At 69.3% G+C, this 25321-nt stretch carries 24 protein-coding genes; 15 read left to right on the plus strand and 9 right to left on the minus strand.

Translation table 11 applies throughout. From position 1 onward, the window contains the following. Window positions 1-3: 3 nt before the first annotated feature. From ABD810_RS34970 to ABD810_RS34985, 4 genes are all read left to right on the plus strand, one after another. Window positions 4-1146 (plus strand): MBL fold metallo-hydrolase, encoded by a 1143-nt coding sequence (locus ABD810_RS34970; protein WP_344950962.1) that lies wholly within the window; start codon window positions 4-6, stop codon window positions 1144-1146. Between the two features lie 219 nt (window positions 1147-1365). Then, window positions 1366-1881, plus strand: coding sequence for an NADPH-dependent FMN reductase (locus tag ABD810_RS34975; RefSeq protein ID WP_344950965.1), 516 nt, complete (start codon window positions 1366-1368; stop codon window positions 1879-1881). Beyond that, window positions 1878-2384 (plus strand): flavin reductase family protein, encoded by a 507-nt coding sequence (locus ABD810_RS34980; RefSeq protein WP_344950968.1) that lies wholly within the window; start codon window positions 1878-1880, stop codon window positions 2382-2384. Before ABD810_RS34975 ends, ABD810_RS34980 begins: the two co-directional genes overlap by 4 nt. Window positions 2385-2564: 180 nt before the next feature. Beyond that, on the plus strand, window positions 2565-3137 hold the full coding sequence (locus ABD810_RS34985; RefSeq protein WP_344950971.1) for a DUF305 domain-containing protein: 573 nt from the start codon (window positions 2565-2567) through the stop codon (window positions 3135-3137). A gap of 18 nt (window positions 3138-3155) precedes the next feature. On the opposite strand, the gene ABD810_RS34990 is transcribed toward ABD810_RS34985, so the two are convergent. Then, the gene (locus tag ABD810_RS34990) at window positions 3156-4214 is read right to left on the minus strand and encodes an NAD(P)H-dependent amine dehydrogenase family protein (RefSeq protein WP_344950974.1); all 1059 of its coding nucleotides are present in this window, start codon (window positions 4212-4214) and stop codon (window positions 3156-3158) included. A gap of 216 nt (window positions 4215-4430) precedes the next feature. On the opposite strand from ABD810_RS34990, the gene ABD810_RS34995 reads away from it, so the two are divergent. Next, window positions 4431-5327 (plus strand): SDR family oxidoreductase, encoded by an 897-nt coding sequence (locus ABD810_RS34995; RefSeq protein ID WP_344950977.1) that lies wholly within the window; start codon window positions 4431-4433, stop codon window positions 5325-5327. A 93-nt stretch (window positions 5328-5420) separates the two neighbouring features. Here the strand turns inward: ABD810_RS34995 and ABD810_RS35000 are convergent, their stop codons facing one another. Next, window positions 5421-6620 (minus strand): ROK family transcriptional regulator, encoded by a 1200-nt coding sequence (locus ABD810_RS35000; RefSeq protein ID WP_344950980.1) that lies wholly within the window; start codon window positions 6618-6620, stop codon window positions 5421-5423. Window positions 6621-6944: 324 nt separating this feature from the next. Here ABD810_RS35000 and ABD810_RS35005 point away from each other — a divergent pair, with 324 nt between their 5' ends. The 9 genes from ABD810_RS35005 to ABD810_RS35045 all read left to right on the plus strand — a co-directional run bounded on the left by ABD810_RS35005 (window position 6945) and on the right by ABD810_RS35045 (window position 17886). Then, a complete protein-coding gene (locus ABD810_RS35005; protein WP_344951658.1) occupies window positions 6945-8117 on the plus strand; it encodes an ROK family protein in 1173 nt (390 codons plus the stop codon). Between the two features lie 165 nt (window positions 8118-8282). After that, window positions 8283-9791, plus strand: coding sequence for a sugar ABC transporter ATP-binding protein (locus ABD810_RS35010; RefSeq protein ID WP_344950984.1), 1509 nt, complete (start codon window positions 8283-8285; stop codon window positions 9789-9791). Continuing rightward, entirely contained in the window at window positions 9788-10849 is a 1062-nt protein-coding gene (locus tag ABD810_RS35015) for an ABC transporter permease (protein ID WP_344950987.1), read from the plus strand. Before ABD810_RS35010 ends, ABD810_RS35015 begins: the two co-directional genes overlap by 4 nt. Before the next feature lie 161 nt (window positions 10850-11010). Next, window positions 11011-12069, plus strand: a complete 1059-nt coding sequence (locus ABD810_RS35020; RefSeq protein ID WP_344950991.1) for an ABC transporter substrate-binding protein — start codon at window positions 11011-11013, stop codon at window positions 12067-12069. 15 nt (window positions 12070-12084) lie between these two features. Beyond that, a complete protein-coding gene (locus ABD810_RS35025) occupies window positions 12085-13269 on the plus strand; it encodes a Gfo/Idh/MocA family protein (protein WP_344950995.1) in 1185 nt (394 codons plus the stop codon). Window positions 13270-13359: 90 nt separating this feature from the next. After that, window positions 13360-14367, plus strand: a complete 1008-nt coding sequence (locus ABD810_RS35030; RefSeq protein ID WP_344950998.1) for a sugar phosphate isomerase/epimerase family protein — start codon at window positions 13360-13362, stop codon at window positions 14365-14367. A gap of 593 nt (window positions 14368-14960) precedes the next feature. Further along, window positions 14961-15266 (plus strand): class I SAM-dependent methyltransferase, encoded by a 306-nt coding sequence (locus tag ABD810_RS35035; RefSeq protein ID WP_344951001.1) that lies wholly within the window; start codon window positions 14961-14963, stop codon window positions 15264-15266. Between the two features lie 681 nt (window positions 15267-15947). Beyond that, on the plus strand, window positions 15948-16541 hold the full coding sequence (locus tag ABD810_RS35040) for a PadR family transcriptional regulator (RefSeq protein WP_344951004.1): 594 nt from the start codon (window positions 15948-15950) through the stop codon (window positions 16539-16541). Next, window positions 16522-17886 carry an FAD-dependent oxidoreductase gene (locus ABD810_RS35045; RefSeq protein ID WP_344951006.1) on the plus strand — a complete coding sequence of 455 codons (1365 nt, stop codon included), beginning with the start codon at window positions 16522-16524 and terminating at the stop codon, window positions 17884-17886. The genes ABD810_RS35040 and ABD810_RS35045 overlap by 20 nt, the downstream gene beginning before the upstream one ends. A 69-nt stretch (window positions 17887-17955) precedes the next feature. On the opposite strand, the gene ABD810_RS35050 is transcribed toward ABD810_RS35045, so the two are convergent. The 3 genes from ABD810_RS35050 to ABD810_RS35060 are packed head-to-tail and all read right to left on the minus strand — an operon-like array spanning window position 17956 to window position 19748. Then, window positions 17956-19041, minus strand: coding sequence for a Zn-dependent alcohol dehydrogenase (locus tag ABD810_RS35050; RefSeq protein WP_344951008.1), 1086 nt, complete (start codon window positions 19039-19041; stop codon window positions 17956-17958). 23 nt (window positions 19042-19064) lie between these two features. Further along, the gene (locus tag ABD810_RS35055) at window positions 19065-19259 is read right to left on the minus strand and encodes a ferredoxin (RefSeq protein ID WP_344951011.1); all 195 of its coding nucleotides are present in this window, start codon (window positions 19257-19259) and stop codon (window positions 19065-19067) included. A 36-nt stretch (window positions 19260-19295) separates the two neighbouring features. After that, a complete protein-coding gene (locus tag ABD810_RS35060) occupies window positions 19296-19748 on the minus strand; it encodes a pyridoxamine 5'-phosphate oxidase family protein (protein ID WP_344951014.1) in 453 nt (150 codons plus the stop codon). A gap of 174 nt (window positions 19749-19922) precedes the next feature. Between ABD810_RS35060 and ABD810_RS35065 the strand changes: the two genes are divergently transcribed. Next, window positions 19923-20570, plus strand: a complete 648-nt coding sequence (locus ABD810_RS35065) for a class I SAM-dependent methyltransferase (protein WP_344951017.1) — start codon at window positions 19923-19925, stop codon at window positions 20568-20570. Between the two features lie 136 nt (window positions 20571-20706). Here ABD810_RS35065 and ABD810_RS35070 read toward each other — a convergent pair whose 3' ends face one another. The 4 genes from ABD810_RS35070 to ABD810_RS35085 form a co-directional block, all read right to left on the minus strand. Beyond that, window positions 20707-21855 carry a serine hydrolase domain-containing protein gene (locus ABD810_RS35070; protein ID WP_344951020.1) on the minus strand — a complete coding sequence of 383 codons (1149 nt, stop codon included), beginning with the start codon at window positions 21853-21855 and terminating at the stop codon, window positions 20707-20709. Window positions 21856-22168: 313 nt separating this feature from the next. Continuing rightward, window positions 22169-23260 (minus strand): prenyltransferase/squalene oxidase repeat-containing protein, encoded by a 1092-nt coding sequence (locus tag ABD810_RS35075; protein WP_344951022.1) that lies wholly within the window; start codon window positions 23258-23260, stop codon window positions 22169-22171. Then, window positions 23257-23970 (minus strand): class I SAM-dependent methyltransferase, encoded by a 714-nt coding sequence (locus tag ABD810_RS35080; protein ID WP_344951025.1) that lies wholly within the window; start codon window positions 23968-23970, stop codon window positions 23257-23259. Before ABD810_RS35080 ends, ABD810_RS35075 begins: the two co-directional genes overlap by 4 nt. After that, complete coding sequence (locus tag ABD810_RS35085; protein ID WP_344951661.1) at window positions 23971-25209, minus strand: glycosyltransferase family 4 protein; 1239 nt, start codon at window positions 25207-25209, stop codon at window positions 23971-23973. Between the last annotated feature and the right edge of the window lie 112 nt (window positions 25210-25321).

Raw genomic sequence — 25321 nt, forward strand, 5'->3', positions numbered from 1 at the left:
GGGATGAGCGATCAGGGGGCGGGACCGGCCATGGGCGAGGTGACGCCGGCCGCAAAGGCGGGCGCGAGTGCGGAGGGTCCGGAGCGGCGGAGGGTGACGCCGGCCAGTGAGGAGCAGCGTGAGGCGTGGGTGAGTGGCGCCATGCCCGCGGTGGAGCAGGTGCGTCCGGGGCTGTGGTCGATTCCCGTGCCCATCCCGATCAACCCGCTCAGGTACGTCCTGGTGTACGCGCTGGAGCTGCCTGACGGTGTCGCGATCATCGACGCCGGGTGGAACACCGACGAGGCGTACGCCGCCCTGGCCGGCGGCCTGACGGTGGCCGGATACGCGATGACCGACGTGCGCGCGGTGCTGGTGACCCACATCCACCCCGACCACTACGGCCTCGCGGGGCGGGTTCGCGAGGCCTCGGGCGCCTGGATCGGCCTGCATCCGGCGGACGCGGCACTGCTGCACGACCGCTACGACGAGTCGGCGATCGACTCGCTGATCGACCGCGAGCGGGCGATGCTGGTGCGCTCAGGCGTGCCGCCGCTCAGCGTCGACGAGCTCAGCGGCGCCTCGCGGATGATCCGGCACTACGTGACGATGGCCGGGCCCGACCGGCTGATCGAGGACGGCGCCGCCCTCGGCCTGTCCGGGTGGGACCTGCGGGCGATCTGGACGCCCGGTCACTCGCCGGGGCATCTGTGCTTCGTCTCGCCCTCGCGACGGGTGCTGTTCTCCGGGGACCACGTGCTGGCCCGCATCACGCCGATCGTGGCCGTCCACCCGCAGTCGGCGCCCGACCCGCTCGCCGACTACCTCGACGCCCTCGCGGCCGTCAGGGACCTGGAGGTGGACGAGGTGCTGCCGGCGCACGAGTACCGGTTCCTGGAGCTGGCCGAGCGCGTCGACTACGTGATGTCCCATCACGCGCAGCGGCTGGCGGAGGTCGAGGCGGCGGTGGCGAACGCCGACGGGGCCGCCTGCTGGGACATCACGACCCGGCTGACCTGGTCGCGGCCGTGGGACACGATCCCCGCGTTCATGCGGAGGGCCGCCACGAACGAGACCCTCGCGCACCTGGTCTACCTGGAGGCCCGTGGCCGCCTGCGCCGCGTGTCCGGTGAGCCCGAGCTTTGGTATGCAGTCAATTCCAGGTAATACAAGTAGGGAATATTGACAATACGGCTCGGTCTACGTAGGTTTCGAACATGAGCCGCATTCCCCTGACCAGGCGCGCACACGTGGACTTCGGCCACGTCACCAGCGCCGGTTGTCGCCGCATGAGCTGAGAACAAGGCGATCTCCGAGCACTTCTCGCATCGGCTCGACGCGGCCGGTGCCACCGCAGACCGGGAGAAGACGAGTGGTGGGCGACAAATGAGTTTCGTGACGTTGGTGGGCAATCCGCGCGAAGGGTCACGCACGCGGGCGGCGGCGGAGCACGCGGCCGATCTGGTGGCCGGGCGGCTCGGTTACATGGGAAGGCGAGAGGTCGTGGACCTGGCCGGGCTGGCCCCGGTCCTGCTGCACCCCCGGCCGCCGTCCGAGGTCGGGGAGGCGCTCGAGCTCGTCGCGGGCGCCCGGGTCCTGCTGGTGGCCGGCCCCACGTACAAGGGCACCTACACCGGACTGCTGAAGGTCTTCCTCGACCGGCTCCCGTCCCAGGCGCTGGCCGGGACCACCGCGCTCCCCATCCTGGTGATGGGGGATCCGCGCCACGCGCTGGCGGTCGAGACCCACCTGCGGCCGTTGCTGGTGGAGCTCGGCGCGACCGTGCCCACCCCCGGGCTGGCGCTGCTCGAATCCGAGATCGCCGTTCTAGACGAGGTGCTGGGACGATGGGCGGACCGGGTGGTTCCCCAGATCGTGCTGAGGGAAGGTGCGGCGGCATGACCAGGACCCTTTCTGACCGGGCCGTCGACAGCGAGGCCTTCCGCCGGGCGCTGGCCGTGCACGCCGCCGGGGTGGTCGTGGTGACGGCCCGGACCGAGGGAGTGCCCGTCGGCCTGACCGCGACCTCCTTCTCCTCCGTCAGCCTCGACCCGCCTCTCGTGTCGTTCTACGTCGACCAGTCGTCCACGACCTGGCCGTGGCTGCGCCAGGCAGACGGCTTCGCGGTGAACGTCCTCGCCGGTGACCAGGCCGAGCTCGCGGCGCGGTTCGCGCGCAAGGGGGCCGACCGCTTCGCCGAGCCGACCAGGTGGAGGCCAGGGCCCGAGGGGGTTCCCCTGCTGGAGGGGGTGTCGGCCCACCTGATCTGCGCACCGCACTCCACCGTCGAGATCGGTGATCACATCCTGGTGGTCGGCCTGGTAACCGGCACCAGGATCGACGTGGGGGGCCGCCCCCTCCTCTACCACCAGGGCCGGTTCGGGCGCTTCACCCCGCACCCCTGAGCCGGCTACGACCGCATCCCCGATCCGGCTCCATCCCCGCACGAACCCTGGAGCCGCTGCTTCACCTCCACGTCTGAACACTTCTGGCGAGATGCACGTATCTCGGTACGAACAGGGCACGGATCGCCTTCGTGCTCCCGGCATCTCGCGCCAGGTGCCGTCGTGGGGAAGGGGCAGCCGATGGGCAGGACGTTGGGCATTCCGGCCATGGCACTCGCCGCCGTGCTGGCGTCCGCGGGGCTGTCCGGTTGTGCCTCGGTCCCGAACCGCGCGGTCTCGGTGGCGGCCACCGCCAACGTCCCGTACAACCTGACGGACGTCCTGTTCTCGCGGGAGATGATCATGCACTACCGGCAGTCGATCACGATGGCGCGGCTCGTCCCCGGCCGTGGCCAGGACCAGTACGTGAAGAGCCTGGCGGACAAGATCATCAAAGAGGAGGCCGCCCAGATCGACGTGATGGTGGGCTCGCTCAAAGCGTGGGAGTTCGCGGTGCCGGACGCGAACAACCCCCCCAAGCACCAGATGCCGGGAATGCTGTCGCCGGCCCAGCTCCTCCTGCTCAAGGGCAGGTCGGGCCCGGCGTTCGACCGGCTCTGGCTGACGACGCTCGCCCGGCACACCGGCTACGGCGTCGAACTCGCCGAGAAGGCGCGCGACGAGGGCAAGGACCGCGGGACCGTTGAGCTCGCCCGGAAGATCGCCGCCACGCAGAAGGCCCGGGTCGCGGAGATCGTCCAGCACCTCTCCTGATCGCGAGTCTCGCGGCGGTCAGGCGAGGCGGATGGCGCCCCGGCCGGTGGCCAGGGGAAGGTCGAGCAGGGTGCGGATGCCCGACGGGGCCGCGCACACCGAGGCGATGGAGTTGACCGCGTGCGCGGCGGCGCCCGCCAGCCCGTGGGACACCTCGTCGATGGTGATCATCATCTGCGGGCGGCCCTCGATGTGGATGGCGAACCCCGGCTTGGGCCACCTTCGCACCTTGGCGGCGTCCGCCTTGTAGACGCACTCCACGGTCATGAACGGCCGCCCCTTGATGAGCCCGGAGAAGATCCACCGGGAGGCGCAGACCGTGCCGGGGCGGATGACGCCCGCGGTGATCTCGAACTCCTCGGTCGTCAGCTCGTACTCGTCGGTCTCCTCGACCTCGTCGAGCCTCACCTCGAGCGCGCTGGCGACGAGCTGGACGCTCTCGGAGAAGAGCGCCCGCTGGACGCTCCTGAAGGGGCGGATGGCCACGGCGTAGTCCTTCGGGGCGCGGCCGAACCCGATCAGATCCATGACGATCTGCCGCGACGGGTGGCCGAGGAAGTCGGACGACTCGCGGACATAGATCTGGTCGAGCCGGGTGGACAGCCCGGTCAGGGTGAGGGGCAGCAGGTCGCTCATGAACCCGGGGTTGATCCCGGTGCCGTAGACGGAGGTGCCGCCTTCGCGGCATGCCGCCTCCAGGCGCTCGACCACTCCGGGCCCGTACACCTGCGGGTAGATGAACCCCGTGGTGGTGATGACGTTCTTGCCCGAGGCCAGCAGCGCGCAGACCGTCTGGAGGTCGGCGGCGTAGTCGCCGCCGAAGTAGGCCGCGGGGAGCGGCATGTGCAGCACACAGTCGGCTTCGGTGGCGAGGATGCGGTCGACGTCGTCGACACAAGCGACACCGACCTCGGGCAGGCCCACCAGCGCTCCGGCGTCCAGCCCGACCTTGTCGGGGTCGTATACGAGCACGCCGGAGAGCTCGAACTCCGGACGGGTGATGACGCTGCGCAGGGCGTAGCTGCCGACGGCGCCCGTGGCCCACTGGATCACACGGAGAGGCGGCTGTGCGGGCATGCGAGGCCTCCAGCCCGAATATCGGGCGGGGCCGTACAGAAATAGGGGTCGACGCTGACCCACGCCCATGCGAGGCAGAAACTATAGCAGAATTTGACCCTTCTGATCACTATCCGCAACGTCACACGCCGTGCCCGCCATCGCCTCTGGGTGCGGCGGGCGGCGCAAGCTATTGTGTGATCACTAGAATCTTGTTCTCCTCGAAGGGTGGGCGGCATGTCTGAACTCAGGTTCGACGGGAAGGTCGCGGTCGTCACCGGCGCCGGGCACGGGCTCGGCCGGTCGCACGCGCTCCTGCTCGCCGAGCGCGGCGCGAAGGTGGTCGTCAACGACCTCGGCGGGGCGCTCGACGGCACCGGCGCGTCCACGGGGCCGGCGGCCGAGGTCGTCGAGCTGATCGCCAAGAACGGGGGCGAGGCGGTCGCCAACGCCGACAACGTCGCGACGCCCGAGGGCGCCGAGGCGATCATCCAGACCGCCCGTGACACGTTCGGCCGGGTCGACATCGTCATCAACAACGCGGGCATCCTGCGCGACAAGTCCTTCGGCAAGATGACCGTCGAGGAGTTCGACGCCGTGCTGGCCGTGCACGTGCGAGGGTCGTTCCTGGTCAGCCGGGCCGCGTTCCCGCACATGAAGGAGCAGCGGTACGGCCGCATCGTCAACACCTCCTCGCCCTCGGGCCTGTTCGGCAGCTTCGGGCAGGCCAACTACTCCACCGCGAAGATGGGGCTGGTGGGCCTGACCAAGACCCTCGGCATCGAGGGCGCCCGTGCGGGGATCAAGGCCAACGCCATCGCGCCGATCGCCTGGACGCGGATGACCGAGGCGCTGCTTCCCGCCGAGTTCGAGGACAAGTTCACCTCCGACCGGGTGAGCCCGCTGGTCGCCTTCCTCGCCCACGAGAGCTGCGAGACCAGCGGCGAGGTCTTCAGCGTCGGCGCCGGGCGCATCGCCCGCGTGTTCGTCGCCGAAGGCCCGGGCTGGCGGACCGACGACCTCAGCATGGAGTCGATCCGCGACAACTGGGACGCCATCCTCACCGAGCAGCCTTACTTGCAGCCGACCACTCTCGGCGAGCAGGCGAGCGCCTCCATGAAGGCGATGTTGTGACAGCGACACGGCCCGTCGTTCCGGCGTCCGCCTTCTGACGGCGATCGGCGGGCCTTCCGGCAGGGCGGACGTGCTTCGGTCCTCGCCCCCGTCTCACCCGGCCATGGTCTGGTCGACGGCGTCGGGGGCGAGCACGTGCTCGATGACCATCACCGCCGCGCCGATGACGCCCGCCCGGTCGCCGAGCTGGCTGGCCCGGATGCTCAGGTGCTGGGTGGCCAGGGGCAGCGAGCGGCTGTAGATCACCTCGCGCACCCCGGCCAGGACGTGCTCGCCCGCCTCGGCGATGTCCCCGCCGATGACGATCACCGACGGGTTGAAGAAGTTGACGATGGAGGCGAGCACGTAGCCGATCTCGCGACCGGCCTGCCTGATGAGCTGCACCGCCTTGATGTTGCCCGCGCGTACGAGCTTGATCACGTCACGGCTGCCGTGGGCCTCCATGCCCACCCCGCGCAGCTGGGCGGCCAGCGCGGAGCCGCTGGCGATCGCCTCCAGGCAGCCGATGTTGCCGCAGCGGCAGATCACGTCGGCGGCCGAGGCGACTCTGATGTGGCCGATGTCCCCCGCGGCGCCCTGGGCGCCCCGGTGGAGCCGGTCCTCGGAGATGATGCCGCAGCCGATGCCGGTGCCGATCTTGACGAAGATGAGGTGGCCGGCCGCGGGTTCCGCGGCCCAGTGCTCGCCGAGGGCCATGATGTTCACGTCGTTGTCGACGAGGACCGGCGCGCCCAGCCGTGAGCCCAGCCATTCGGGCACGGGGAAGCCGTCCCATCCCGGCATTATGGGCGGGTTGACCGGCCGTCCGGAGGAGTGCTCGACGGGCCCCGGAAGGCCGATGCCCACGCCACAGACCTGGTCGAGCTCCAGGCCGGTGTCGGTGAGCAGCCCCGTAAGTGTGTCGACCAGCCAGTTCAGCGTCGACTCCGGGCCCCGGTCTATCGGCAGGTCCGCCGTGCGCTCGGCCAGCACCGCCGTACCGAGGTCGGTGACGGCGACGCGGGCGTGGGTGGCGCCGAGGTCGGCGGCGAGCACGATGCGGGCCCCGCTGTTGAAGGTGAACGCGGTGGCCGGTCGCCCGCCTGAGGAGATGGCGTCGTCCGCGGGCACGATCAGCCGGTTGTGGAGCAGGGCGTCGAGCCGCTGCGACACCGTGGAGCGCGCGAGGCCGGTGAGCTGTACCAGCTCCGCGCGCGTGCGGGCCTGGCCGTCCCTGAGGATCGACAGCAGCGCGCCCGCGCCGACGACCGGCCCGCCCGGCTCGCTGGGTTCGCCCAGCACGTCGCGAGTCAACACGGCTCCCTTCGCCGGCGTCACAGCGAGTTGTATCGCTCGCCGCCGTCATTATGCCGCATGATGTCTTACTTTTGCTTGACCCTCGGCATAAGCCTCTTTAGCATCGCGATCACGGGACCCGCCCGCTTCTCGCTCGCTGACCTCGGTGCGGGGGGCATCCGGAGGGGGCCGCGACGACACCGTGATCCGTGACTCCGGTCAAGAGGCTTTCGTTTATAACGACAGAAGTTACGAAAAATGCCGTGAAAATGGCTTCACAGGCCGACCGTAAGTGGTTTACCTTCTGCTCAATCACTCCGCCACGGAGGACCTGTGAACCGAATGCCCGTCCGGCCTGAGAACGTCCACCAGGCGACCCTGCTTCGCCTGCTGCGGGACGGCAACCGGTCGCGCGCGGAACTCGGCGACGTGGTGGAGCTCTCCCGGTCCAAGCTCAACCTGGAGCTGGACCGTCTCATCGAGATGGACCTGGTCGAACAGGCCGGGCTCGCCGCCTCCCGCGGGGGCAGGCGGTCGGGGATGGTGCGGCTGTCGTCCCATCTCAGGTTCGCCGGCATCGACGTGGGCGCGACCTCTGTGGACGTCGCGGTCACCAACGGCGAGCTGGAGGTCCTCGGCCACCTGGCGGAGGCCTCGGATGTTCGCGAGGGGCCGGCGGCGGTACTGGACAGGGCGACCGGCCTTCTTGACAAGCTGCGCGACGAGGGGCTGTTCACCCAGCTTCACGGCGCCGGCGTCGGCGTTCCAGGGCCGGTCAGCTTCCGCGAGGGCGTCCCCGTGGCACCCCCGATCATGCCCGGCTGGGACCGCTACCCCGTCAGGGAGGCCATCAGCCAGAAGCTCGGCTGCCCGGCCATGGTCGACAACGACGTGAACCTCATGGCCCTGGGCGAGCTGCACGCCGGCCTGGCCAAGCAGGTCGACGACTTCCTGCTCGTCAAGATCGGCACCGGCATCGGCTGCGGCATCGTCGTCGACGGCCGGATCTACCGCGGGGTGTCGGGCAGCGCCGGGGACATCGGCCACATCCGGGTCGACGACCAGGGGCCGACGTGCACCTGCGGTAACACCGGATGCCTGGAGGCCTACTTCGGCGGAGCGGCCCTCGCCAGGGAGGCGGTCAGGATCGCACCTCGGTCGCCGCACCTCGCCGAGCGCCTGACCCTCGCCGGAGCGCTGACGGCCCAGGACGTCGCCGCCGCCGCGACCTTCGGTGACGCCGCGGCCCTGCACCTGATCCGGGACGGCGGCCGCCAGATGGGACAGGTGCTCGCCGGGCTGGTGAGCTTCTTCAACCCGGGTCTGGTGATCATCGCAGGAGGCGTGGCCAGCCTCGGCCACGTACTGCTGGCGGAGATCAGGAGTGTGGTCTACCGCCGATCGCTGCCGCTGGCGACCGGCAACCTGCCCATCGTGCTCTCCGAGCTGGGAGACACCGCCGGCGTCATCGGCGGCGCGCGTCTGATCAGCGACCACGTCTTCTCCGCCTCGTGAACCGCCTGTCCCGCCACCCGGCCCCGGTCCGCCTCCGCGAACCTGTCGTCCGAACCGCTCCCGTCCCTATCGCGGAAACGCTCCTCAGGAAACCGATGCCAGTGATCGAGCTTCTCCCTCTTGCAGAGCTTTCTCCCCTATATGGAACGACGTCTGGAGGCCCTCGTGAGTGACCTGCTGGTCATGCGTGGGATCGTCAAGCAGTTCCCCGGCGTACGGGCCCTGGACGGCGTCGACCTGGACGTCCGTGCCGGTGAGGTCCACTGCCTGCTCGGGCAGAACGGCGCGGGCAAGTCGACCCTCATCAAGATCCTCGCCGGCGCCCACCAGCCCGACGAGGGCACCGTGACCTTCGGCGGCGAGCCGGTGCGGTTCGCGAGCCCCATCGCGGCCATCAAGTCGGGCATCTCCACCATCTACCAGGAGCTCGACCTGGTCGACGGGCTGTCGGTCGCGGAGAACATCTTTCTCGGCCACGAGCAGGCGTCGTTCGGCTTCACCCGTCGCGGCGAGATGAACAAGGCGGCCTCGCAGCTGCTGAGCCGTCTCGGTCACGGCGAGATGCGTGCCGCGACCGAGGTGGGCCGGCTCTCCGCGGCCGGGAAGCAGATCGTCAGCATGGCGCGGGCGCTGTCCCACCAGACCCGCCTCATCGTCATGGACGAGCCGTCGGCCGCCCTCGCGCACGACGAGGTGGCGAACCTCTTCCGGGTCATCAGGGACCTGACGGCGCAGGGGGTCGCGGTCGTCTACATCTCGCACCGGCTGGAGGAGATCCGCGAGATCGGCGACCGGGTCACCGTGCTCAAGGACGGAAGGACGGCCGCAGTCGGGCTTCCCGCCCGCGAGACGCCGACCTCCACGGTCGTGTCGCTGATGACGGGCCGGGACGTGGAGTACGTCTTCCCGACTCGCCCCGAGCCCGGATCTCACGACGACCGCCCAGAGGTGCTGAAGGTCACCGGCCTCACGCTGCCCGGCCGCTTCGCGGACGTCTCGCTGACGGTCAGGGAGGGCGAGATCGTGGGGCTGGCCGGGCTGGTCGGCTCGGGACGGTCGGAGATCGTCGAGACGGTCTTCGGCGCACGCCGGGCCTCCTCCGGTCAAGTGGTGCTGGCAGGCAAGCCGGTGCCTCCCGGCAGCACGACCAAGGCCGTACAGCTCGGCATGGGACTCGCGCCCGAAGAGCGCAAGTCGCAGGCCCTGCTGATGAACGAATCGGTCGCGCGCAACATCACGATCGCCGGGCTCACCAAGTACTCCCGGTTCGGCTGGGTCGACCGCAGGGAGGAGAACGCCATGGCGGTACGCCTCGCCGAGACGCTCGACATCCGGCCGCCCGACCCCCGGCGCCCGGTGAGGACCCTCTCGGGCGGCAACCAGCAGAAGGCCGTGTTCGCCCGATGGCTGGTCGAGGACCGCAAGCTGCTGCTTCTCGACGAGCCGACCCGGGGTGTCGACGTCGGCGCCCGTGCCGAGCTTTACGCGGTCATCCGGCGGCTCGCGGACGAGGGCGTCGGCGTGCTGCTGGTGTCCAGCGAGGTCCCCGAGGTCCTCGGCCTCGCCGACCGGGTTCTCGTCCTGCGCGAAGGCAAGGTCATCCACGAGTCGGACGCACGCGACCTCGACGAATCACGCGTTCTAGACATGATCATGGAAGGGAGCGCGCTGTGACGGACGCACAGGCGTCGGAGGGCGGCACCGCCCATAGCACGCAGCCACCCGCCGACGAGCACACCCGTGTGGAGGACCAGGCGCAAGCCGCCCAGCCCGCCAGGCCGGGCATGCTCGGCAGGGTGGGTCAGGCGCGCCACCTCGGCCTCGTGGTGGCGCTGATCCTGCTGGCCGTGGTCGGACTGGTGACCACCCCGGAGAACTTCGCCACCTCGTCGAACATGGTGAGCATCCTCGCCCTGGCCGCGACGATCGGCGTCATCACCGTCGGCATGACCTTCGTCATCATCGGCGGGGGCATCGACCTCTCGGTGGGCGCCACCATGGCGCTGGCGTCGGTGTGGGCGACGACACTGGCCACCCAGGCGTACGGACCGGTCGTGATGGCCATCTGCGCCATCCTGGTCGGCACGGGCGCGGGGCTGGTCAGCGGCTTCCTGATCTCCTACGGGAGGATGGTGCCGTTCATCGCCACGCTGGCCATGCTGGTCGCGGCGCGTGGCCTCGCGCAGCGCATGTCCGACCGCAGGACCCAGCTCATCCAGCCGGACAACAGCGCCATCGTGGATCTGTCCACCACACGGCTGTTCGGCCTGCCGCTGCTCGTCTACATCTTCGCGCTGGTGGTCGCCGTCGGATGGCTCGTGCTCAACCGCACGACCTTCGGGCGGCGCACCTACGCGGTGGGCGGCAACCCGGAGGCCGCCCGGCTCGCCGGAATCAACGTGCGGCGTCACACGATGATGCTGTACGCGCTCTCCGGCCTGTGCTGCGGCATCGCCGCAGTGATCATCATGGCCCGTACCACCACGGGCTCCAGCACCCACGGCGATCTGTACGAACTCGACGCGATCGCCGCGGTCATCATCGGGGGAACCCTCCTCACCGGTGGCCGGGGGACCATCATCGGCTCGATCCTCGGGCTGCTGATCTTCACGGTCATCACCAACCTGTTCATCCTCAACGGCCTCAACACCAGTGACCAGCTGGTCGCCAAGGGCCTGATCATCGTCATCGCCGTCCTCCTGCAGCGGCGCAGCCTGGAATCGCGAACGTAGGGCCACGCCTGGGACCGCGTGCCCAGGGCTCGACGCACGCCCGCAGGGCCGCGGCTCCTCCGCGGTCCGGTCGGCCGTGCCGTGAGGCCCGTGGCCGCGGAATCCGGAAGGCCCCGCACAGAGGCTCGCCGTAACCCCCGTACTAAAAGGAGAAAGTCATCATGGAAAAGAACGTCGGCCGGCGAGGGTTCCTCGTCAGCGGAGCCGTCGTGGGCGCAGGGGCCCTCGTGAGCGCCTGCACCAGCAACGAGCCCGCGGCAGCCCCCAGCGCCGCCGCCCCGCAGCCCGCCACGGCCGCCTCGGGCAACGACCAGCCGGGTACCAAGGTCGTCATCGGCTTCTCCGCCCCCGCCGCCGACCACGGCTGGATCGCGGCCATCGCCAAGAACGCCGAGGCCCAGGCCAAGCAGTTCTCCGACGTCGAGTTCAAGCCGGTGGAGCCGACCAACGACATCAACCAGCAGATCTCCGCGGTCGAGTCGCTGATCGCCGCCAAGGTCAGCGCCCTGGTGATCCTCCCGAACGACGGCGAGCAGCTCAACCAGGTCGCCCGTAAGGCCATGGACGCGGGCATCCCGGTCATCAACCTCGACCGAGTCTTCCCCGACAAGCTGTCGTACCGGACCTGGATCGGTGGCGACAACTACGGTATGGGCGTGGCCGCGGGAACCTACATCGGCAAGACCTTGAAGGACAAGGGCGTCACCAACCCGGTGATCCTGGAGATCCAGGGCATCGCGACGCTGCCCCTCACCCAGGACCGCAGCAAGGGCTTCGCCGACGCCCTGAAGACCTACGGCTTCACCGTGACCGCCAAGCAGGACGCCAAGTTCACCGTCGAGTCGGGCACGCAGGTGGCCAGCAACCTGCTCCAGGCGCACAAGAAGATCGACGCCATCTGGAACCACGACGACGACCAGGGCATCGGTGTGCTCGCGGCGATCAAGGAGGCGAACCGCAACGAGTTCTTCATGGTCGGCGGCGCCGGATCGGCCAACGCCATGCGTGACATCCAGGCCGACAGCGGCGTGCTGAAGGCCACGGTGACCTACAGCCCCACCATGGCCTCGTCCGCGATCAAGCTCGCCCGGCTCATCGCCCAGGGCAAGGGTCTCAGCGACCTCGTCGAGAACCAGGTGCCGCAGTCGATCACGCTGGCGTCGGAGACCATCACCAAGGAGAACGCCCAGAAGTACCTGCCGCTGGGCTTCGAATCCTAAATCGGGGGTTATTTCGTGAGTGACAACAGGCCGGCGCTCGGGGTCGGCATGGTCGGGTACGCGTTCATGGGGCGCGTCCACTCCCAGGCGTGGCGCAGCGTCGGCGCGTTCTTCGACCTGCCGGTCGCGCCGGTCATGGCGGTGCTCTCGGGCAGATCCAAGGACCGTACGTCCGCCGCCGCCGCCGACCTCGGCTGGGCGGCGGTGGAGACCGACTGGAAGGACCTCATCAAGCGGGACGATGTGGACATCGTCGACATCTGCACGCCTGGTGACTCACACGCCGAGATCGCGATCGCCGCGCTGGACGCGGGCAAGCACGTGTTGTGCGAGAAGCCCCTGGCCAACACCGTCGCCGAAGCCGAGGCCATGGTGGCGGCGGCGGAGCGGGCGGCCGCGCGTGGCGTGCGGAGCATGGTGGCGTTCAACTACCGGCGGGTCCCGGCCATCGCGCTCGCACGGCAGATGGTGGCCGAAGGACGGCTGGGGGAACTGCGCCACGTCCGCGCGCAGTACCTCCAGGACTGGATCGCCGATCCGGACTTCCCCCTGGTCTGGCGGCTCCAGAAGGACAAGGCCGGGTCGGGCGCGCTCGGCGACATCGGCTCGCACATCGTGGACACCACCCAGTTCGTCACCGGTCAGACGCTGACCGGGGTGTCGGGCATCACCGAGACCTTCATCGGCGACCGGCCGCTGGCGGAGGAGTCCGCAGGGCTGGCCGCGGGCGCGGCGGGTGCGGGTTCCACGGGCACGGTCACCGTCGACGACGCGGCGCTGTTCGTCGGGCGGCTCTCCGGAGGGGCGGTGGCGTCGTTCGAGGCGACCCGCTTCGCCACCGGGCGCAAGAACGCCATGCGCATCGAGATCAACGGTTCGCGGGGCAGCCTGGCGTTCGACTTCGAGTCGATGAACGAGTTGTGGTTCCACGACCACACTCTTGCGGCCGAGGAGGCCGGGTTCCGGCGCATCCTCGTCACCGAGGCGGGGCATCCTTACGCCGGCGCCTGGTGGCCGCCCGGGCACGGGCTCGGGTACGAGCACACGTTCAGCCACGAGGTGAAGGACTTCCTGGAGGCGATCGGCACGGGCAGCGACCCGTCCCCTTCGTTCGCCGACGGGCTGCGGGTGCAGCGGGTGCTCGCGGCCGTCGAGGAGAGCGCGGCCAACGAGAGCCGCTGGACGCCGATCCCGCGGTGAGCATTTCCTGGAGCCGGGCCCCCGGCAGCCCGGGGTCCGGCTCCGCAAGCGATACCCGCAAGCACTTGAGAGCATCGAAGGAGAGCGGACATGACGCGACCGATCACCTTGTTCACCGGCCAGTGGGCCGACCTTCCGTTCGAGGAGGTGTGCCGCCTGGCCGGAGAGTGGGGGTACGACGGCCTGGAGATCGCCTGCTGGGGCGACCACTTCGAGGTCGACAAGGCGCTGTCGGACGAGTCCTACATCCCCCGCAAGCTGGAGATCCTGGACAAGCACGGGCTCAAGGTCTGGACGATCTCCAACCACCTCGTCGGGCAGGCCGTCTGCGACAGCCCGATCGACGAGCGTCACAAGGGGATCCTGCCGGCCCGCATCTGGGGGTCAGGTGACCCCGAGGAGGTGCGCCGCCGCGCCGCCGAGGAGATGAAGGACACCGCCCGTGCGGCGGCCGCGCTGGGCGTTCGGACGGTCGTCGGGTTCACCGGCTCGTCGATCTGGCACACCGTGGCGATGTTCCCGCCGGTGTCCCCTTCCATGATCGACGCGGGCTACCAGGACTTCGCCGACAGGTGGAACCCGATCCTGGACGTCTTCGATGAGGTCGGAGTGCGGTTCGCCCACGAGGTGCACCCGAGCGAGATCGCCTACGACTACCACACCACCGTGCGGACGCTCGAAGCCATCGGGCACCGGCCGGCCTTCGGGCTGAACTGGGACCCCTCGCACATGGTCTGGCAGGAGCTCGACCCGGTGGGGTTCATCCTGGACTTCGCCGACCGGGTCTACCACGTCGACTGCAAGGACGCGAAGGTGCGGTCGGGCGACGGGCGCCGGGGCCGGCTGTCCTCCCACCTGCCCTGGGCGGACATGCGCCGCGGCTGGGACTTCGTCTCCACCGGAAGGGGAGACGTGCCGTGGGAGGACTGCTTCCGCGCCCTGAACTCCATCGGGTACGACGGTCCCATCTCCATCGAGTGGGAGGACGCCGGCATGGACCGCCTCTCCGGCGCCCCCGAGGCCCTCACCTTCGTCAAGGCCCTCAACGCCATCACACCCCCCACCGCCTCCTTCGACGCGGCCTTCTCCTCGGAGTGACGATCCCTCCTGCGGAGTTTTAGCACCGGTTCTAGCGGGTCTGTCCCAGGAGTAGCGATTCCTCCTGCGGCTTCTCGCCGGGGCGACGGCGCCACCCGTCTTTGGTCGGGTGGCGCCGCGTGTTTCGGCGTCTTGGTCGGGTGGCGCCGCGGGTCGCCTGGGAAGAGGGCAGAGTCGCCTGGCAAAGACGGCAAGGGTCGCCTGGGCGGGACGGCAAGAATCGATTGGGAGAATGGTCGGCGAGCGTGGGCCCCGGCTCGCCCGCCCTCCCCAGGTTTCTCGCCGTACGGCGGCGCCGGGTTCACCGTGTGGCTTCCCACCGCATCGGCGCCGCCACACATGACTTCCGGCGCGAAGTGTTTTCCGGCGGGCATGAATGCCGTGGAGTGGTCGGCGAGAATGGGCCCCGACTCGCCCACCCTCCCCGGGTTTCCCGCCGTACGTTGGCGCCGGGTTCACAGTTGTGATCGGCCCAGGGCGTGTCTTCGATCAATCTTGAGTAGTGGATCATGGTCGGGTGATACGTCGCCATGAACCATCCGATGCGGAGTGGCGGTGGCCGCGCGGGCTCGGGGCCACCTACGTTCGCCTCCATGGTTGACGCGACTTTCGGGCATCCGCGCCTCGCCGCCATCTACGACGCGCTCGATCCGGACCGCAGCGATCTCGACGCGTATCTCGCGATGGCGGAGGAGTTCGGCGCGCGGTCCGTGCTGGACATCGGGTGCGGTACAGGCGTGTTCGCGCTGCTGCTCGCCGAGCGCGGGATCACGGTCACCGGGATCGATCCCGCGCGGGCGTCCGTCGACGTCGCGCGTGGCAAGCATCACCCAGGGCCGGCGCTGATCGCCGCTGTGACCTGCGCTGGCTTACTGATCGTTGCTTGGGCCGGGTGTTAGTCATTCGGCAGAGATGGAGAAGGTCACGTTGGCCTTACAGAGTGCGGCACCGCTGTCCGACGGGTTCGATGAACTTGGCGCCGATGCGGCGGGGTGGGGAAGTCCGCACTGCTGTTTGACGGTTCGATACTGCTGTCTGACGGTTCGATGAACTTGGCGCCGATGCGGCGGGGTGGCTGCGCGGTGAACTCGGCGCCGTGTGTGGTGAGCAACCCGGGGTGGGTGGGTGAGTCGGGGCCTGTTCTTGCCGATCTTTCTTCAGGTTCATGCTCGCTGATGGGCAGGTCTGGTCTCTGCCTGTCCGATCGTTCGTCCCGCCATACCGGCGCCGGTGCGGCGGGGAGGGGGGTGTCGGAACCGTGTGCGGCGGGATGGGGAAGTCCGCACTGCTGTTTGACGGTTCGATGAACTTGGCGCCGATGCGGCGGGGTGGCTGGGCGGTGAGCTCGGTGTCGTGTGCGGTGAGCAACCTGGGGTGGGTGGGTGAGTCGGGGCCTGTTCTGGCCGATCACTCTTCAGGTTCATGCTCGCTGAGGTCTGGTCGCTGCCCGTTCGGTCGTTCGTCCTGCCGTACCGGCGTCGGCACGGCGAGACCGGAGGACCGGCAGACTCTCCACTCGACTACTCCTATACGAGTACTCTCACTTGACTACACCACAGTACTCGTGTTTGAGTACTCGCATGAGTGGTACTCGATTGTTCATTCTCGGAGCGTTGGCCAGGCACGGGCCCATGCATGGGCATCAGATCCGGCACAACGCCCAGACCGACCGCACCGAGCTCTGGTCCGACGTCAAGGTCGGATCCCTTTATGGAGCACTGCGCCGCATGGCCGACGAGGGCCTGATCGAGGAGGTTCGTACGGAGCAGGAGGGGAACCTCCCTGCGCGCACGATCTACCAGATCACCGAAGACGGCCGCCTGGAGCTGGAGGCCCTCCGGGACGCCACCCTGCGGAACACCCGCCTCGCGCCCGACCCCGTCGACCTGGCCCTCCAGGTCGGCGAGGACATGCCCCCGCACCAGCTGCGCAGCGCCATCGAGGACCGGTTGCTGGCCCTGAGCGCCGAGCTCGAACGATGGCGCCGGCTGAGGGAGATGTCCGCTCCCTACCTGACCCCGGTGGAGTCCTTGGGGTTCGACCACACTTCCATGCGCCTGGAGACCGAGGTGGCCTGGCACGAAAGGCTCCTCAAGGAGCTGCCCACACCGCCGCGTGACGGCGCGGAGACCTCGGCGGACCAGGAGGACCGACATGTTCGCGAAGAGTCCTGAAGTCATCGTCGTAGGCGGCGGCATCGGCGGCATGTGCCTGGCGCAGGCGCTGCACCGTGACGGCGTCCCCGTCCAGGTCTACGAGCGCGGCGCCGACGCCGGCGCGTGGCTGCAGGGATACCGCATCCACGTCAACCAGATGGGCAGCCGGTCGCTGTCGCAGTGCCTTCCCCGCCCGTTGTGGCAGGCGTTCGTGGCCACGGCCGGCGACCCCGGGCCGGGGTTCCGCTTCCAGACCGAGCAGCTGGACAAGCTGGTATTCGTCGACGAGAGCCTCATGAACGGGGGAGCCACCGCTCCGGCCGACCGTCACTACGCGGCCGACCGCTTGGTGTTGCGCAAGCTGCTCCTGACCGGCATGGAGGAGGTCGTCCGGTTCGGCAAGGTCTTCGAACGCTACGAGACGCGGCCCGACGGGCGCGTCACGGCGTTCTTCTCCGACGGCACCTCGGCCACCGGCGACCTGCTGGTGGGCGCGGACGGCGCCAACTCCACCGTCCGGCGGCAGTACCTGCCCCACGCCAGGCGCGTCGAGACGGACGCGGTGGCGATCGGCGGGCGGTTGCCCCTCACCCCGGAGACCCGGAACCGGCTGCCAGGACATCTCACGAACGGCCTGAACCTGATCCTGCCGCAGAAGGGGTGCGCGATGTTCACCGCCTCCTTCACGGGCATGCAGCACGCGTCTGAGTCCCTGGAAGGCGGCGATCTGGCCGCGTCCGGCCTCGACCTTCGGTCCCTCGCCGACGAGTTGGAGGACTACGTCCTGTTCGCGTTCATCGCGCACCGGCGGGCCTATCCCGGGCACGCCGCGACCCTCGACGGCCAGGGCCTGAAAGGGCTGCTCGGCACCATGATCGAAGGATGGCATCCCAGCCTGCGCAGGATGGTGGCCGATTCGGACCCCGAGAGCCTCCTGCTCATGCCGTTCAAGACCGCGACGCCCGTCCCCTCGTGGCCCGCCTCGGCGGTCACGCTGATCGGAGACTCGATCCACAACATGACCCCGGCCATGGGGATGGGCGCGAACGTCGCGCTGCGCGACGCGGCGCTGCTGTCGAGCCACCTCACGGCGGTCCACCGGGGTGAGCGATCCCTGCTGGACGCGGTCGGCGCGTACGAGAAGCAGATGGCGGACTACGGCTTCCAGGCCGTACGGACGGCGCTCCGGTTAACCGATTTCATGATCTCGGACAATGCGGTGGCACGGCGGGCGGCCAAGGGCTGGTTCCGCCTGTGCGACGCCGCGGGGGTGCTGAAACGCCTGAGCTTCGGCGGCAGGTGGACGGATCCCACGCCGCAAGAGCCCGAAAGGCTGCTCGCGTCCAGCGCGTCGACCTCATGACCCACCTCGATCAATGAGACGTCCCCCGCCCATCAGGGTCGGGGGACGTCTCGGCAGCATCGACGGGGGTCAGTCGAACATGACGACCTGGCGCAGCACCTCGCCGCCCCGCAGGGCCGCGACGGCGTCGTTCAGGTCGCCGAGCTTGATACGAGAGCTGATCATGCTCTCCAGGTCGAGCTTGCCGGCCTTCCACAGGTTGGCGAAGAACGGGAAGTCGCGACGCACGTCGCTTCCGCCGTAGAGGGAGCTGAGCAGGTTCTTGCCCTCGAACAGCAGGCTGAACGCCGACAGGGGCACCATGTCGTCCATGGCGCCTGCGCCGACCACGATGACGTCCCCGCCGCGGCGGGTGGCCTGCCACGCCGACATGATGGACGCCGACTTGCCGACCACCTCGAAGCCGTAGTCGAACCCCTGGCCGCCCGTCAGCGAGCCGATGGCCTCCATGAGCTGGTCGGGCGTGCAGGCGTCCGTGGCGCCGACCTGCTTGGCCAGCGCGTGCTTGGACTCCAGCGGGTCGACCGCCAGGATGGTCGTGGCACCGGACACCCGGGCGCCCTGGATGACCGACAGGCCCACGCCACCACAGCCGATCACGGCCACGGTGGAGCCGGGCCTGACCTTCGCGGTGTTGATCGCCGCGCCGACGCCAGTGGTGATGCCGCAGCCGATCAGGGCCGCGATCTCGAACGGCACCTCGGGGTCCACCTTGATCGCGCCCTGCCAGGGGACCACGATCTCCTCGGCCCAGGTGCCGCAGCCGGCCATGCCGAACGCGGGGGTCTCGCCGCCGTACCTGAACCGCGCCAGCGTGAAGCTCTCCATGACGTAGGTCATGCACAGGAACGGCTGGCCGACGATGCAGTTGGGGCAGCTGCCGCAGGCCGGCGTCCAGTTGAGGATGACGTGGTCGCCCGGCTGGATCGTGGTGACGTGGTCACCGACCTCGACGACCTCGCCCGCGCCCTCGTGCCCGGGGATCACCGGCAGGGGCATGGGAAGCACCCCCGACAGCACCGACAGGTCCGAGTGGCATACACCCGTCGCCTTGATCTTCACACGGACGTCCGTCGGACCCACCGGGGTGAGGGTGAAGTCGTCGCGGATGTCGAGCTTGTCGTCGCCGACGGCGTGCAGGAGCGCGGCTCGCATTAGGGGACCTCCTTGAGGGGCGACTACTCTCCTTGGAGGGAGAGCGCGGCTTTGGGGCAGGAGCGGACCGCGTGGCGCACGCGGTCGAGCATCTCCGGGGGTGGCTCGGGAAGCAGGACGTTCAGGTTGTCGTCGTCGTCCACTTCGAAGACCTCGGGCGCCAGGCCCATGCAGACGGCGTTGGCCTCACATACGTCGTAATCGACCTTGATTCTCATCGGAGCCCTCCTCGCGTGTGTACGGCTAGAGCGAGACTAGGCCGAAGCGGGGGCCGAGAGCTTCCGGTGGTCCCAGGAGACCACTCGTGTCGGCTCCACGATGTAGGCGACGCGCTTGCGGCCGGTTTGCTCGACGTACCCGCGGAGCTCGTTCGTGGCCTCGGCCTCGGAGGTTCCCGTCATCCGCTTGGTGATGTTCATGCCGATGTCGAGGATCTCTTTCGGCTCGTCGACCAGGTGTGCGGTGCCGTACAGGAGGACACCGCGGAGCTCGAAGTAGTCGTCGCCGCCCTCGACCAGGCACGTCACCCGAGGATCGCGCTCCAGGTTCCGCGTCTTCTGCGCCTTACCGTACGTCCAGAAAGCGATCTGGCCGTCGATGAGGCCGTAGAACATCGTCACCATATGCGGTGTCCCATCGGGGTTGATCGTGCCCAATTGGAGCTTGCGAGACTCCTTCAGGAACGCCGTCACCTCGTCATCGGACATCACTATGCGAGCACGCTGGTTCACGCTGCAAAGTAGAACACGTTCCACCAGGTGCGGCAAGGGTGGGTTGGAATATTGTTCGGCTCAGTTCGATCAAGAAAGGGGGCATGCTTCACACGTTGGGCGCGTTGATGGGTAGGGTGCTCCAGCATTGCCGTACACAAGGGAAAAATCATGACTCATGTGTCTTTGCCGGCGGACCTACGTCACGCGGCCGAGCGCGCGAAGGGCTTCATGCCGTCGAACGAGGGGGCCGCCCTGTTCGACACCGCATATGTGTACGGCTCGCTCGGCCCCATCTGCGAGATCGGCACCTACTGCGGCAAGTCGGCGATCTACCTGGGAGCCGCCGCACGTGAGGTCGGGTCCGTGGTGTTCACCGTGGACCACCACCGGGGCTCCGAGGAGATCCAGCCAGGCTGGGCCCACCACGACCCCACTTTGATGGACCCGCGCTTCGGCAAGATGGACTCCCTGCCGTTCTTCCGCGCGGCCATCGCGTCGGCCGGGCTGGAGGAGGAGGTGATCGCGATCGTCGGACGGTCGGAGACGGTCGCCCGTTACTGGAAGACCCCTCTGGCGATGCTCTTCATCGACGGAGGTCACTCCGAGGAGCCCGTCACCAAGGACTACGACGGATGGGCCCCGCACGTCATGCCGGGCGGCGCCCTGGTCTTCCACGACATCTACGCCGACCCCTCCAAGGGCGGCCAGGCGCCTTTCCGCGTCTACCAGCGCGCCCTGGCCTCCGGAGACTTCAAGGAGATCAGCACCGAGGGCTCCCTCCGCATCCTCGAACGCGTCGACCCCGCCGCCGGATAGCCGGCCTCCGGCACCGCCCGGAGTGTGGGGGCCGCCGCGCGAGAACGTCGCCGCCGCGGGTCTCGACCTGCCTGCCGACGCGGTCGAGGAACTTGATCGCGTCGGGGGGTGACAGGCCGCTCCGGCCTCCAGGGCTTCAGGCTCCGGCCGCGTACTGCCAGAAGTCGCGCATCAGGGCGGGCGGGGTCGGCCCGGTCATCTCCACCTGGCTGAGCAGGATGGTCACCGTGCCGGTGGACGGGGTGATGTGCGCCGCCGTTCCGGTGCCGCCGACCCACCCGTAACGTCCCCGCACGTTCCAGGGATCGACGGGCTCGACGTCGACCGAGCCGCCGAAACCCCAGCCCTGGCCCTCCAGGAACAACCTTGAGGCATCACGCTGGGACGGGGTCAGATGGTCGGTGGTCGTCCGCCGCACCGACGCGGGCGACAGCAGCCGGCGGCCGTCGACGGTCCCCTCGGCGAGCAGCATCCGGGCGAAGGAGTGCCAGTCGTCGGCGGTCGACACCAGCCCGCCGGCGCCGGACGGGAACGCCGGTGTGCTGCTCCACTGCCCGTCAGGGGCGTCGGCCAGTTTCAGACCGCCCGCCGGATCGACCTGGTAGAGACTGGTGAGCCGGCCGAGCTTGCCGGCCGGCACCTCGAACCCGGTGTCGGCCATGCCGAGCGGCTCGAACAGCCGCTCGGCCAGGAACTCGGGCAACGGACGGCCCGAGACCCTGGCGATCAGAACGCCCTGGATGTCGGAGCAGGTGTTGTACAGCCAGACATCGCCCGGCTGGTGCAGCAGCGGGATGTTGGACAGCACCGCCATCCACTCGTCCGGCGCCGCGACGAGTTGCGGCCTCGGCGGTCCCTGCTTCAGCTCACTGAACAAGGGGCCGATCGCCGGCAGCGAGAAGTCGGACGGGAACCCGTACCCCGCGCGGAAGGTGAGCAGGTCGGTCACGGTGATCGGCCTGGCGGCCGGGACCACGTCGTCGACCGGACTGGCCGGCGTACGGACGACGCTGCGTGACGCCAACTCGGGCAGCCATCGCTCGACAGGGTCGTCCAGCGCGATCTGGCCGTCCTCGACCAGCATCATCACCGCCGCGGCGACGATGGGTTTGGTGATCGAAGCGATGCGGAAGATCGAATCCCTGGCCAGTGGGGAGGTGCCCTCGACGTCGGCGGAGCCGACGACCTGCACCTCGACCTGGTCGCCGCGAGCCACCAGGCCGACCGCTCCCGGCACCGATCCGTTGCTGACGTGCGTCTTCAGGGTGTCGTGCAGGGTGCTCATCGGTCCGTCCTTCTCACGTGTGCGGTTCCAAGGACGAGACTATGGGCGAGGTACGACATCACCGATCCGGTAAGTGGTCCTCGCCTTCGGCAATGCCGGTTGCGGCCGCCGTGCCAACGCATGACGAGTAAGTGAGCAGAAAATACGACGAGGATAGGCGCAAGCGTAGGGGGCCGTCAGGCCCTGGAGGTACAGCCCGGGCCGAAGGCGAGGACCGTTTCCAGGTGGAGGCGAAGGCCTCTCCCAGTACGGAGGCGAAGGCCTCTCCCAGTACGAAGGCGAGGAGGATTTCCAGGCGGAGGCAGGAGGGGGCTCAGGTTCGGCTGGAGGTTTGGGAGCAGCCGCAGGTGTCGGGGTCGGTGACGGGGATGGCGTAGCGACCGGCTTCGCGGAACAGGCCCGCCGCCGGGGTGGCGCCGGAGAGGGCGTCGGCCGCCAGGATGACGGCGGCGGCGGTGTAGGCCGACTGCTCGTTGGGAAACCACGCCTCGTTGACGAACTGCCAGCCGGTCCAGTACGAGCCGTCCTGGTGCCGCAGGTGCTGCATGTCGCGGTAGACGGTCAGCGCGCGTTCCGAGTCGCCGATCGCGTCCAAGGCCAGGGCCAGCTCGCAGGACTCCGCGCCCGTCACCCACGGCTGGTCGGAGACGCAGCGGATGCCGAGCCCGGGGACGACGAAGGTGTCCCACTCCTCTTCCAGCCGCTCCCGTGCCCCGGCCCCGCGCAGCGCGCCACCGAGGATCGGGTAGTACCAGTCCATCGAGAACCGGCTCTTGTCGGCGAACGCCTCGGGATGGGCGGAGAGCACGTGCCCGAGCCGGTCGGCGGCCAGTTCCCAGTCGGGCTGCCGCTCACCCAGGTGCTCGCCGAGCAGCACGCCGCAGCGAAGCCCCTGGTAGATCGAGGAGCAGCAGGTCAGCAGGGCGTACTCGGCGGGCAGACCCGAGGCCGAGCGCTCCCACACGATCTCCCCGCGAGCGGTCTGCAGGTCGACGACGAAGTCGAGCGCCTTCCTGACGACGGGCCACATCTTGTGGACGAAATCCTCGTCACCGGTGACCAGAAGCTCGTGCCACACGCCCACGGCGACGTACGCGGCGTGGTTGCTCTCGCCGTTCCGCTCGGTGGCCTCGCCGCGCACGACCTTCATCGGCCACGAGCCGTCGTCCCGCTGCTGCCGCGCGAGCCAGTCGTAGCCCTTGCGCGCCTCGGCGGTCAGCCCGGCGACGGACATGGCCATCAGGCACTCGACGTGGTTCCAGGCGTCGACGTGCCCCTCGGGCCACGGCACCCCGCCGTCGCTCTCCTGTACGGCGGCGATGCTCCGCGCCGTCTCGACGATCTGCTCCGCTGTGATCACCCCGGGTACGGCCGGGACGGCCGCCCGGCCGGCACGGGCGGTCAAGCGGGCTTCCGGACGTAGACGACCACGCTCTTTCCGATAAGAGGGTTCAGCACGGCCTCGGCGAGGCGGGTGGCCGCGGGCCGCTTCATGATGTCCCAGACGAGCAGCTCGTGGTAGGCCTTGGCCAGCGGGTGGTCGTCGTCGTTCACGCCGACCGCGCACTTGATCCACCAGTAGGGGGAGTGCAGGCCGTGGGCGTGGTGGTGCGGGCCGACCTCCAGGCCGGTCGCCTTGAGCTTGGCGGTCAGCTCCGCGAGCGTGTAGATCCGCACGTGCCCGCCGGGGGCGGTGTGGTACGCCTCGGACAGCGCCCAGCAGATGCGCTCGGGCAGGAAGCTCGGGACGGTGATCGCCGCGAGGCCGCCAGGCTTGAGCACCCGGTGGATCTCGCGCATCGCCGCCATGTCGTCGGGGATGTGCTCCAGCACCTCGGCGGCGATCACCCGGTCGAACGAGGCGTCAGGGAAGGGCATGGCGAGCGCGTCACCGGTCACGGTCTCGGCGGTCGCCTCAGGCGGCACCTCGCCTGCCTTGTCCATGGCGGCGAACATGCTCGCGACGCTCGAAAGCTCCGCCGCGTCCTGGTCGAACGCCACCACGTCGGCGCCGCGCCGCAGCACCTCGAAGGCGTGGCGGCCACCGCCACAGCCCAGATCGAGCACGCGGACACCGGGTCCGACCGGAAGCTTCCCGAAGTCGACGGTCAGCACTTACCGCTCCCCTTTCGCCTTACCGCGGGCCTCGATGGCCTCGCGGTACGCCTCGACGGTCCGCTTGGCGACGACGTGCCAGGTGTACCGCTCCATCGCCCGCTGGTATCCGGCCCTGCCGACGCGCTCCCGCTCCTCGGGGGAGTCGTGCAGCCGGCGCAGCACCGCGGCCAGCTCCTCGGGGTCGCCCGGCGCCACCTGGACGGCCGCGTCGCCGACGACCTCGGGCAGCGCGCCCGTACGACTGGCGACCAGCGGGGTCGCGCAGGCCATGTGCTCGACGGCGGGGAGCGAGAAGCCCTCGTACAGCGACGGTACGACGGAGATCTCGGACGTGGCGATGAGCTCGCCCAGCTCGTCGTCGGAGATGCCGTGGACGAACCTCACACGGTCTCCGAGGGCCAGTTCCTGGACGAGCTTCTCGGTGGGGCCGCCGGCGGTCGGCTTGCTCACCACGGTCAGGTTCACGTCGCGTTCGGTGGCGAGCTTGGCGACCGCGCGAAGCAGGGTGGCGACCCCCTTCATGGGGGAGTCGGCGCTGGCCACGGCGACGATCGAGCCCTTGCGCTTCGGAAGGTGCGGGCGCGGGTGGAAGTAGCGGGTGTCGACGCCCAGCGGGATGAGCCGCATGTTGTTCTGCGGCACGTTGAAGTCGCGGTGGATGTCGGCCAGGCTCGACTCGCTCACCGTCAGGATCGGCTTCAGCCGGGGCGCGACGTGGCTCTGCATGCGTACGAAGCCGTACCAGCGTCGCATGGAGAGCTGCTTGCGCAGCGGCGCCGCCTTCAGCTCGATGCGCCGGTCCACGCTGATCGGGTGGTGGATGGTGCCGACGACCGGAAAGAGCTTCTGGATGCCGAGCAGGCCGTAGCCCAGGGTCTGGTTGTCCTGCACGACGTCGAAGTCGCCCTGACGCTTCTTCAGCTCGCGCAGCGCCCTCAGGCTGAAGGTCAGTGGCTCGGGGAACCCGGCCGTCCACATCGTGGCGACCTCGAGGACGTCGATCCAGTCGCGGTACTCGCCGAGGCCCGGGGTGCGGAAGGGGTCCTCGTCGCGGTAGAGGTCGAGGCTCGGCACCTTGGTCAGCACGACGCCCTCGTCGAGCTCCGGATACGGCGGGCCGGAGAGGACCTCGACGTAGTGCCCGAGTGCGACGAGCTCGCGGCTGAGGTGGCGCAGGTAGACGCCCTGGCCGCCGCAGGTGGGCTTGCTCCGGTACGACAGGAGGGCGACCCGCAGCCGGCCTTCGCCGGGCCGGTCGGCCGGCGCTGCCTGCCCGTGCTCTCGCGCGTCGTCTGGAACCTCCACGGACACCCCTTTCGAGAGCGGTGCTCGGTAGCCGCCCACGAGG

The organism is Sphaerisporangium flaviroseum (assembly GCF_039537005.1).
GTDB lineage: Bacteria > Actinomycetota > Actinomycetes > Streptosporangiales > Streptosporangiaceae > Sphaerisporangium > Sphaerisporangium flaviroseum.

What these genes read in the sequence shown, in the direction of transcription:
- ABD810_RS35070 (WP_344951020.1), bottom strand. Translation starts at nt 21,855, where the DNA reads ATGAGCACCCTGCACGACACCCTGAAGACGCACGTCAGCAACGGATCG.
- ABD810_RS34970 (WP_344950962.1), top strand. Translation starts at nt 4, where the DNA reads ATGAGCGATCAGGGGGCGGGACCGGCCATGGGCGAGGTGACGCCGGCC.
- ABD810_RS35065 (WP_344951017.1), top strand. Translation starts at nt 19,923, where the DNA reads ATGACTCATGTGTCTTTGCCGGCGGACCTACGTCACGCGGCCGAGCGC.
- ABD810_RS35060 (WP_344951014.1), bottom strand. Translation starts at nt 19,748, where the DNA reads ATGTCCGATGACGAGGTGACGGCGTTCCTGAAGGAGTCTCGCAAGCTC.
- ABD810_RS35005 (WP_344951658.1), top strand. Translation starts at nt 6,945, where the DNA reads ATGCCCGTCCGGCCTGAGAACGTCCACCAGGCGACCCTGCTTCGCCTG.
- ABD810_RS35020 (WP_344950991.1), top strand. Translation starts at nt 11,011, where the DNA reads ATGGAAAAGAACGTCGGCCGGCGAGGGTTCCTCGTCAGCGGAGCCGTC.
- ABD810_RS35045 (WP_344951006.1), top strand. Translation starts at nt 16,522, where the DNA reads ATGTTCGCGAAGAGTCCTGAAGTCATCGTCGTAGGCGGCGGCATCGGC.
- ABD810_RS34990 (WP_344950974.1), bottom strand. Translation starts at nt 4,214, where the DNA reads ATGCCCGCACAGCCGCCTCTCCGTGTGATCCAGTGGGCCACGGGCGCC.
- ABD810_RS35040 (WP_344951004.1), top strand. Translation starts at nt 15,948, where the DNA reads ATGAGTGGTACTCGATTGTTCATTCTCGGAGCGTTGGCCAGGCACGGG.
- ABD810_RS35035 (WP_344951001.1), top strand. Translation starts at nt 14,961, where the DNA reads ATGGTTGACGCGACTTTCGGGCATCCGCGCCTCGCCGCCATCTACGAC.
- ABD810_RS34995 (WP_344950977.1), top strand. Translation starts at nt 4,431, where the DNA reads ATGTCTGAACTCAGGTTCGACGGGAAGGTCGCGGTCGTCACCGGCGCC.
- ABD810_RS34980 (WP_344950968.1), top strand. Translation starts at nt 1,878, where the DNA reads ATGACCAGGACCCTTTCTGACCGGGCCGTCGACAGCGAGGCCTTCCGC.
- ABD810_RS35050 (WP_344951008.1), bottom strand. Translation starts at nt 19,041, where the DNA reads ATGCGAGCCGCGCTCCTGCACGCCGTCGGCGACGACAAGCTCGACATC.
- ABD810_RS34985 (WP_344950971.1), top strand. Translation starts at nt 2,565, where the DNA reads ATGGGCAGGACGTTGGGCATTCCGGCCATGGCACTCGCCGCCGTGCTG.
- ABD810_RS35055 (WP_344951011.1), bottom strand. Translation starts at nt 19,259, where the DNA reads ATGAGAATCAAGGTCGATTACGACGTATGTGAGGCCAACGCCGTCTGC.
- ABD810_RS34975 (WP_344950965.1), top strand. Translation starts at nt 1,366, where the DNA reads ATGAGTTTCGTGACGTTGGTGGGCAATCCGCGCGAAGGGTCACGCACG.
- ABD810_RS35030 (WP_344950998.1), top strand. Translation starts at nt 13,360, where the DNA reads ATGACGCGACCGATCACCTTGTTCACCGGCCAGTGGGCCGACCTTCCG.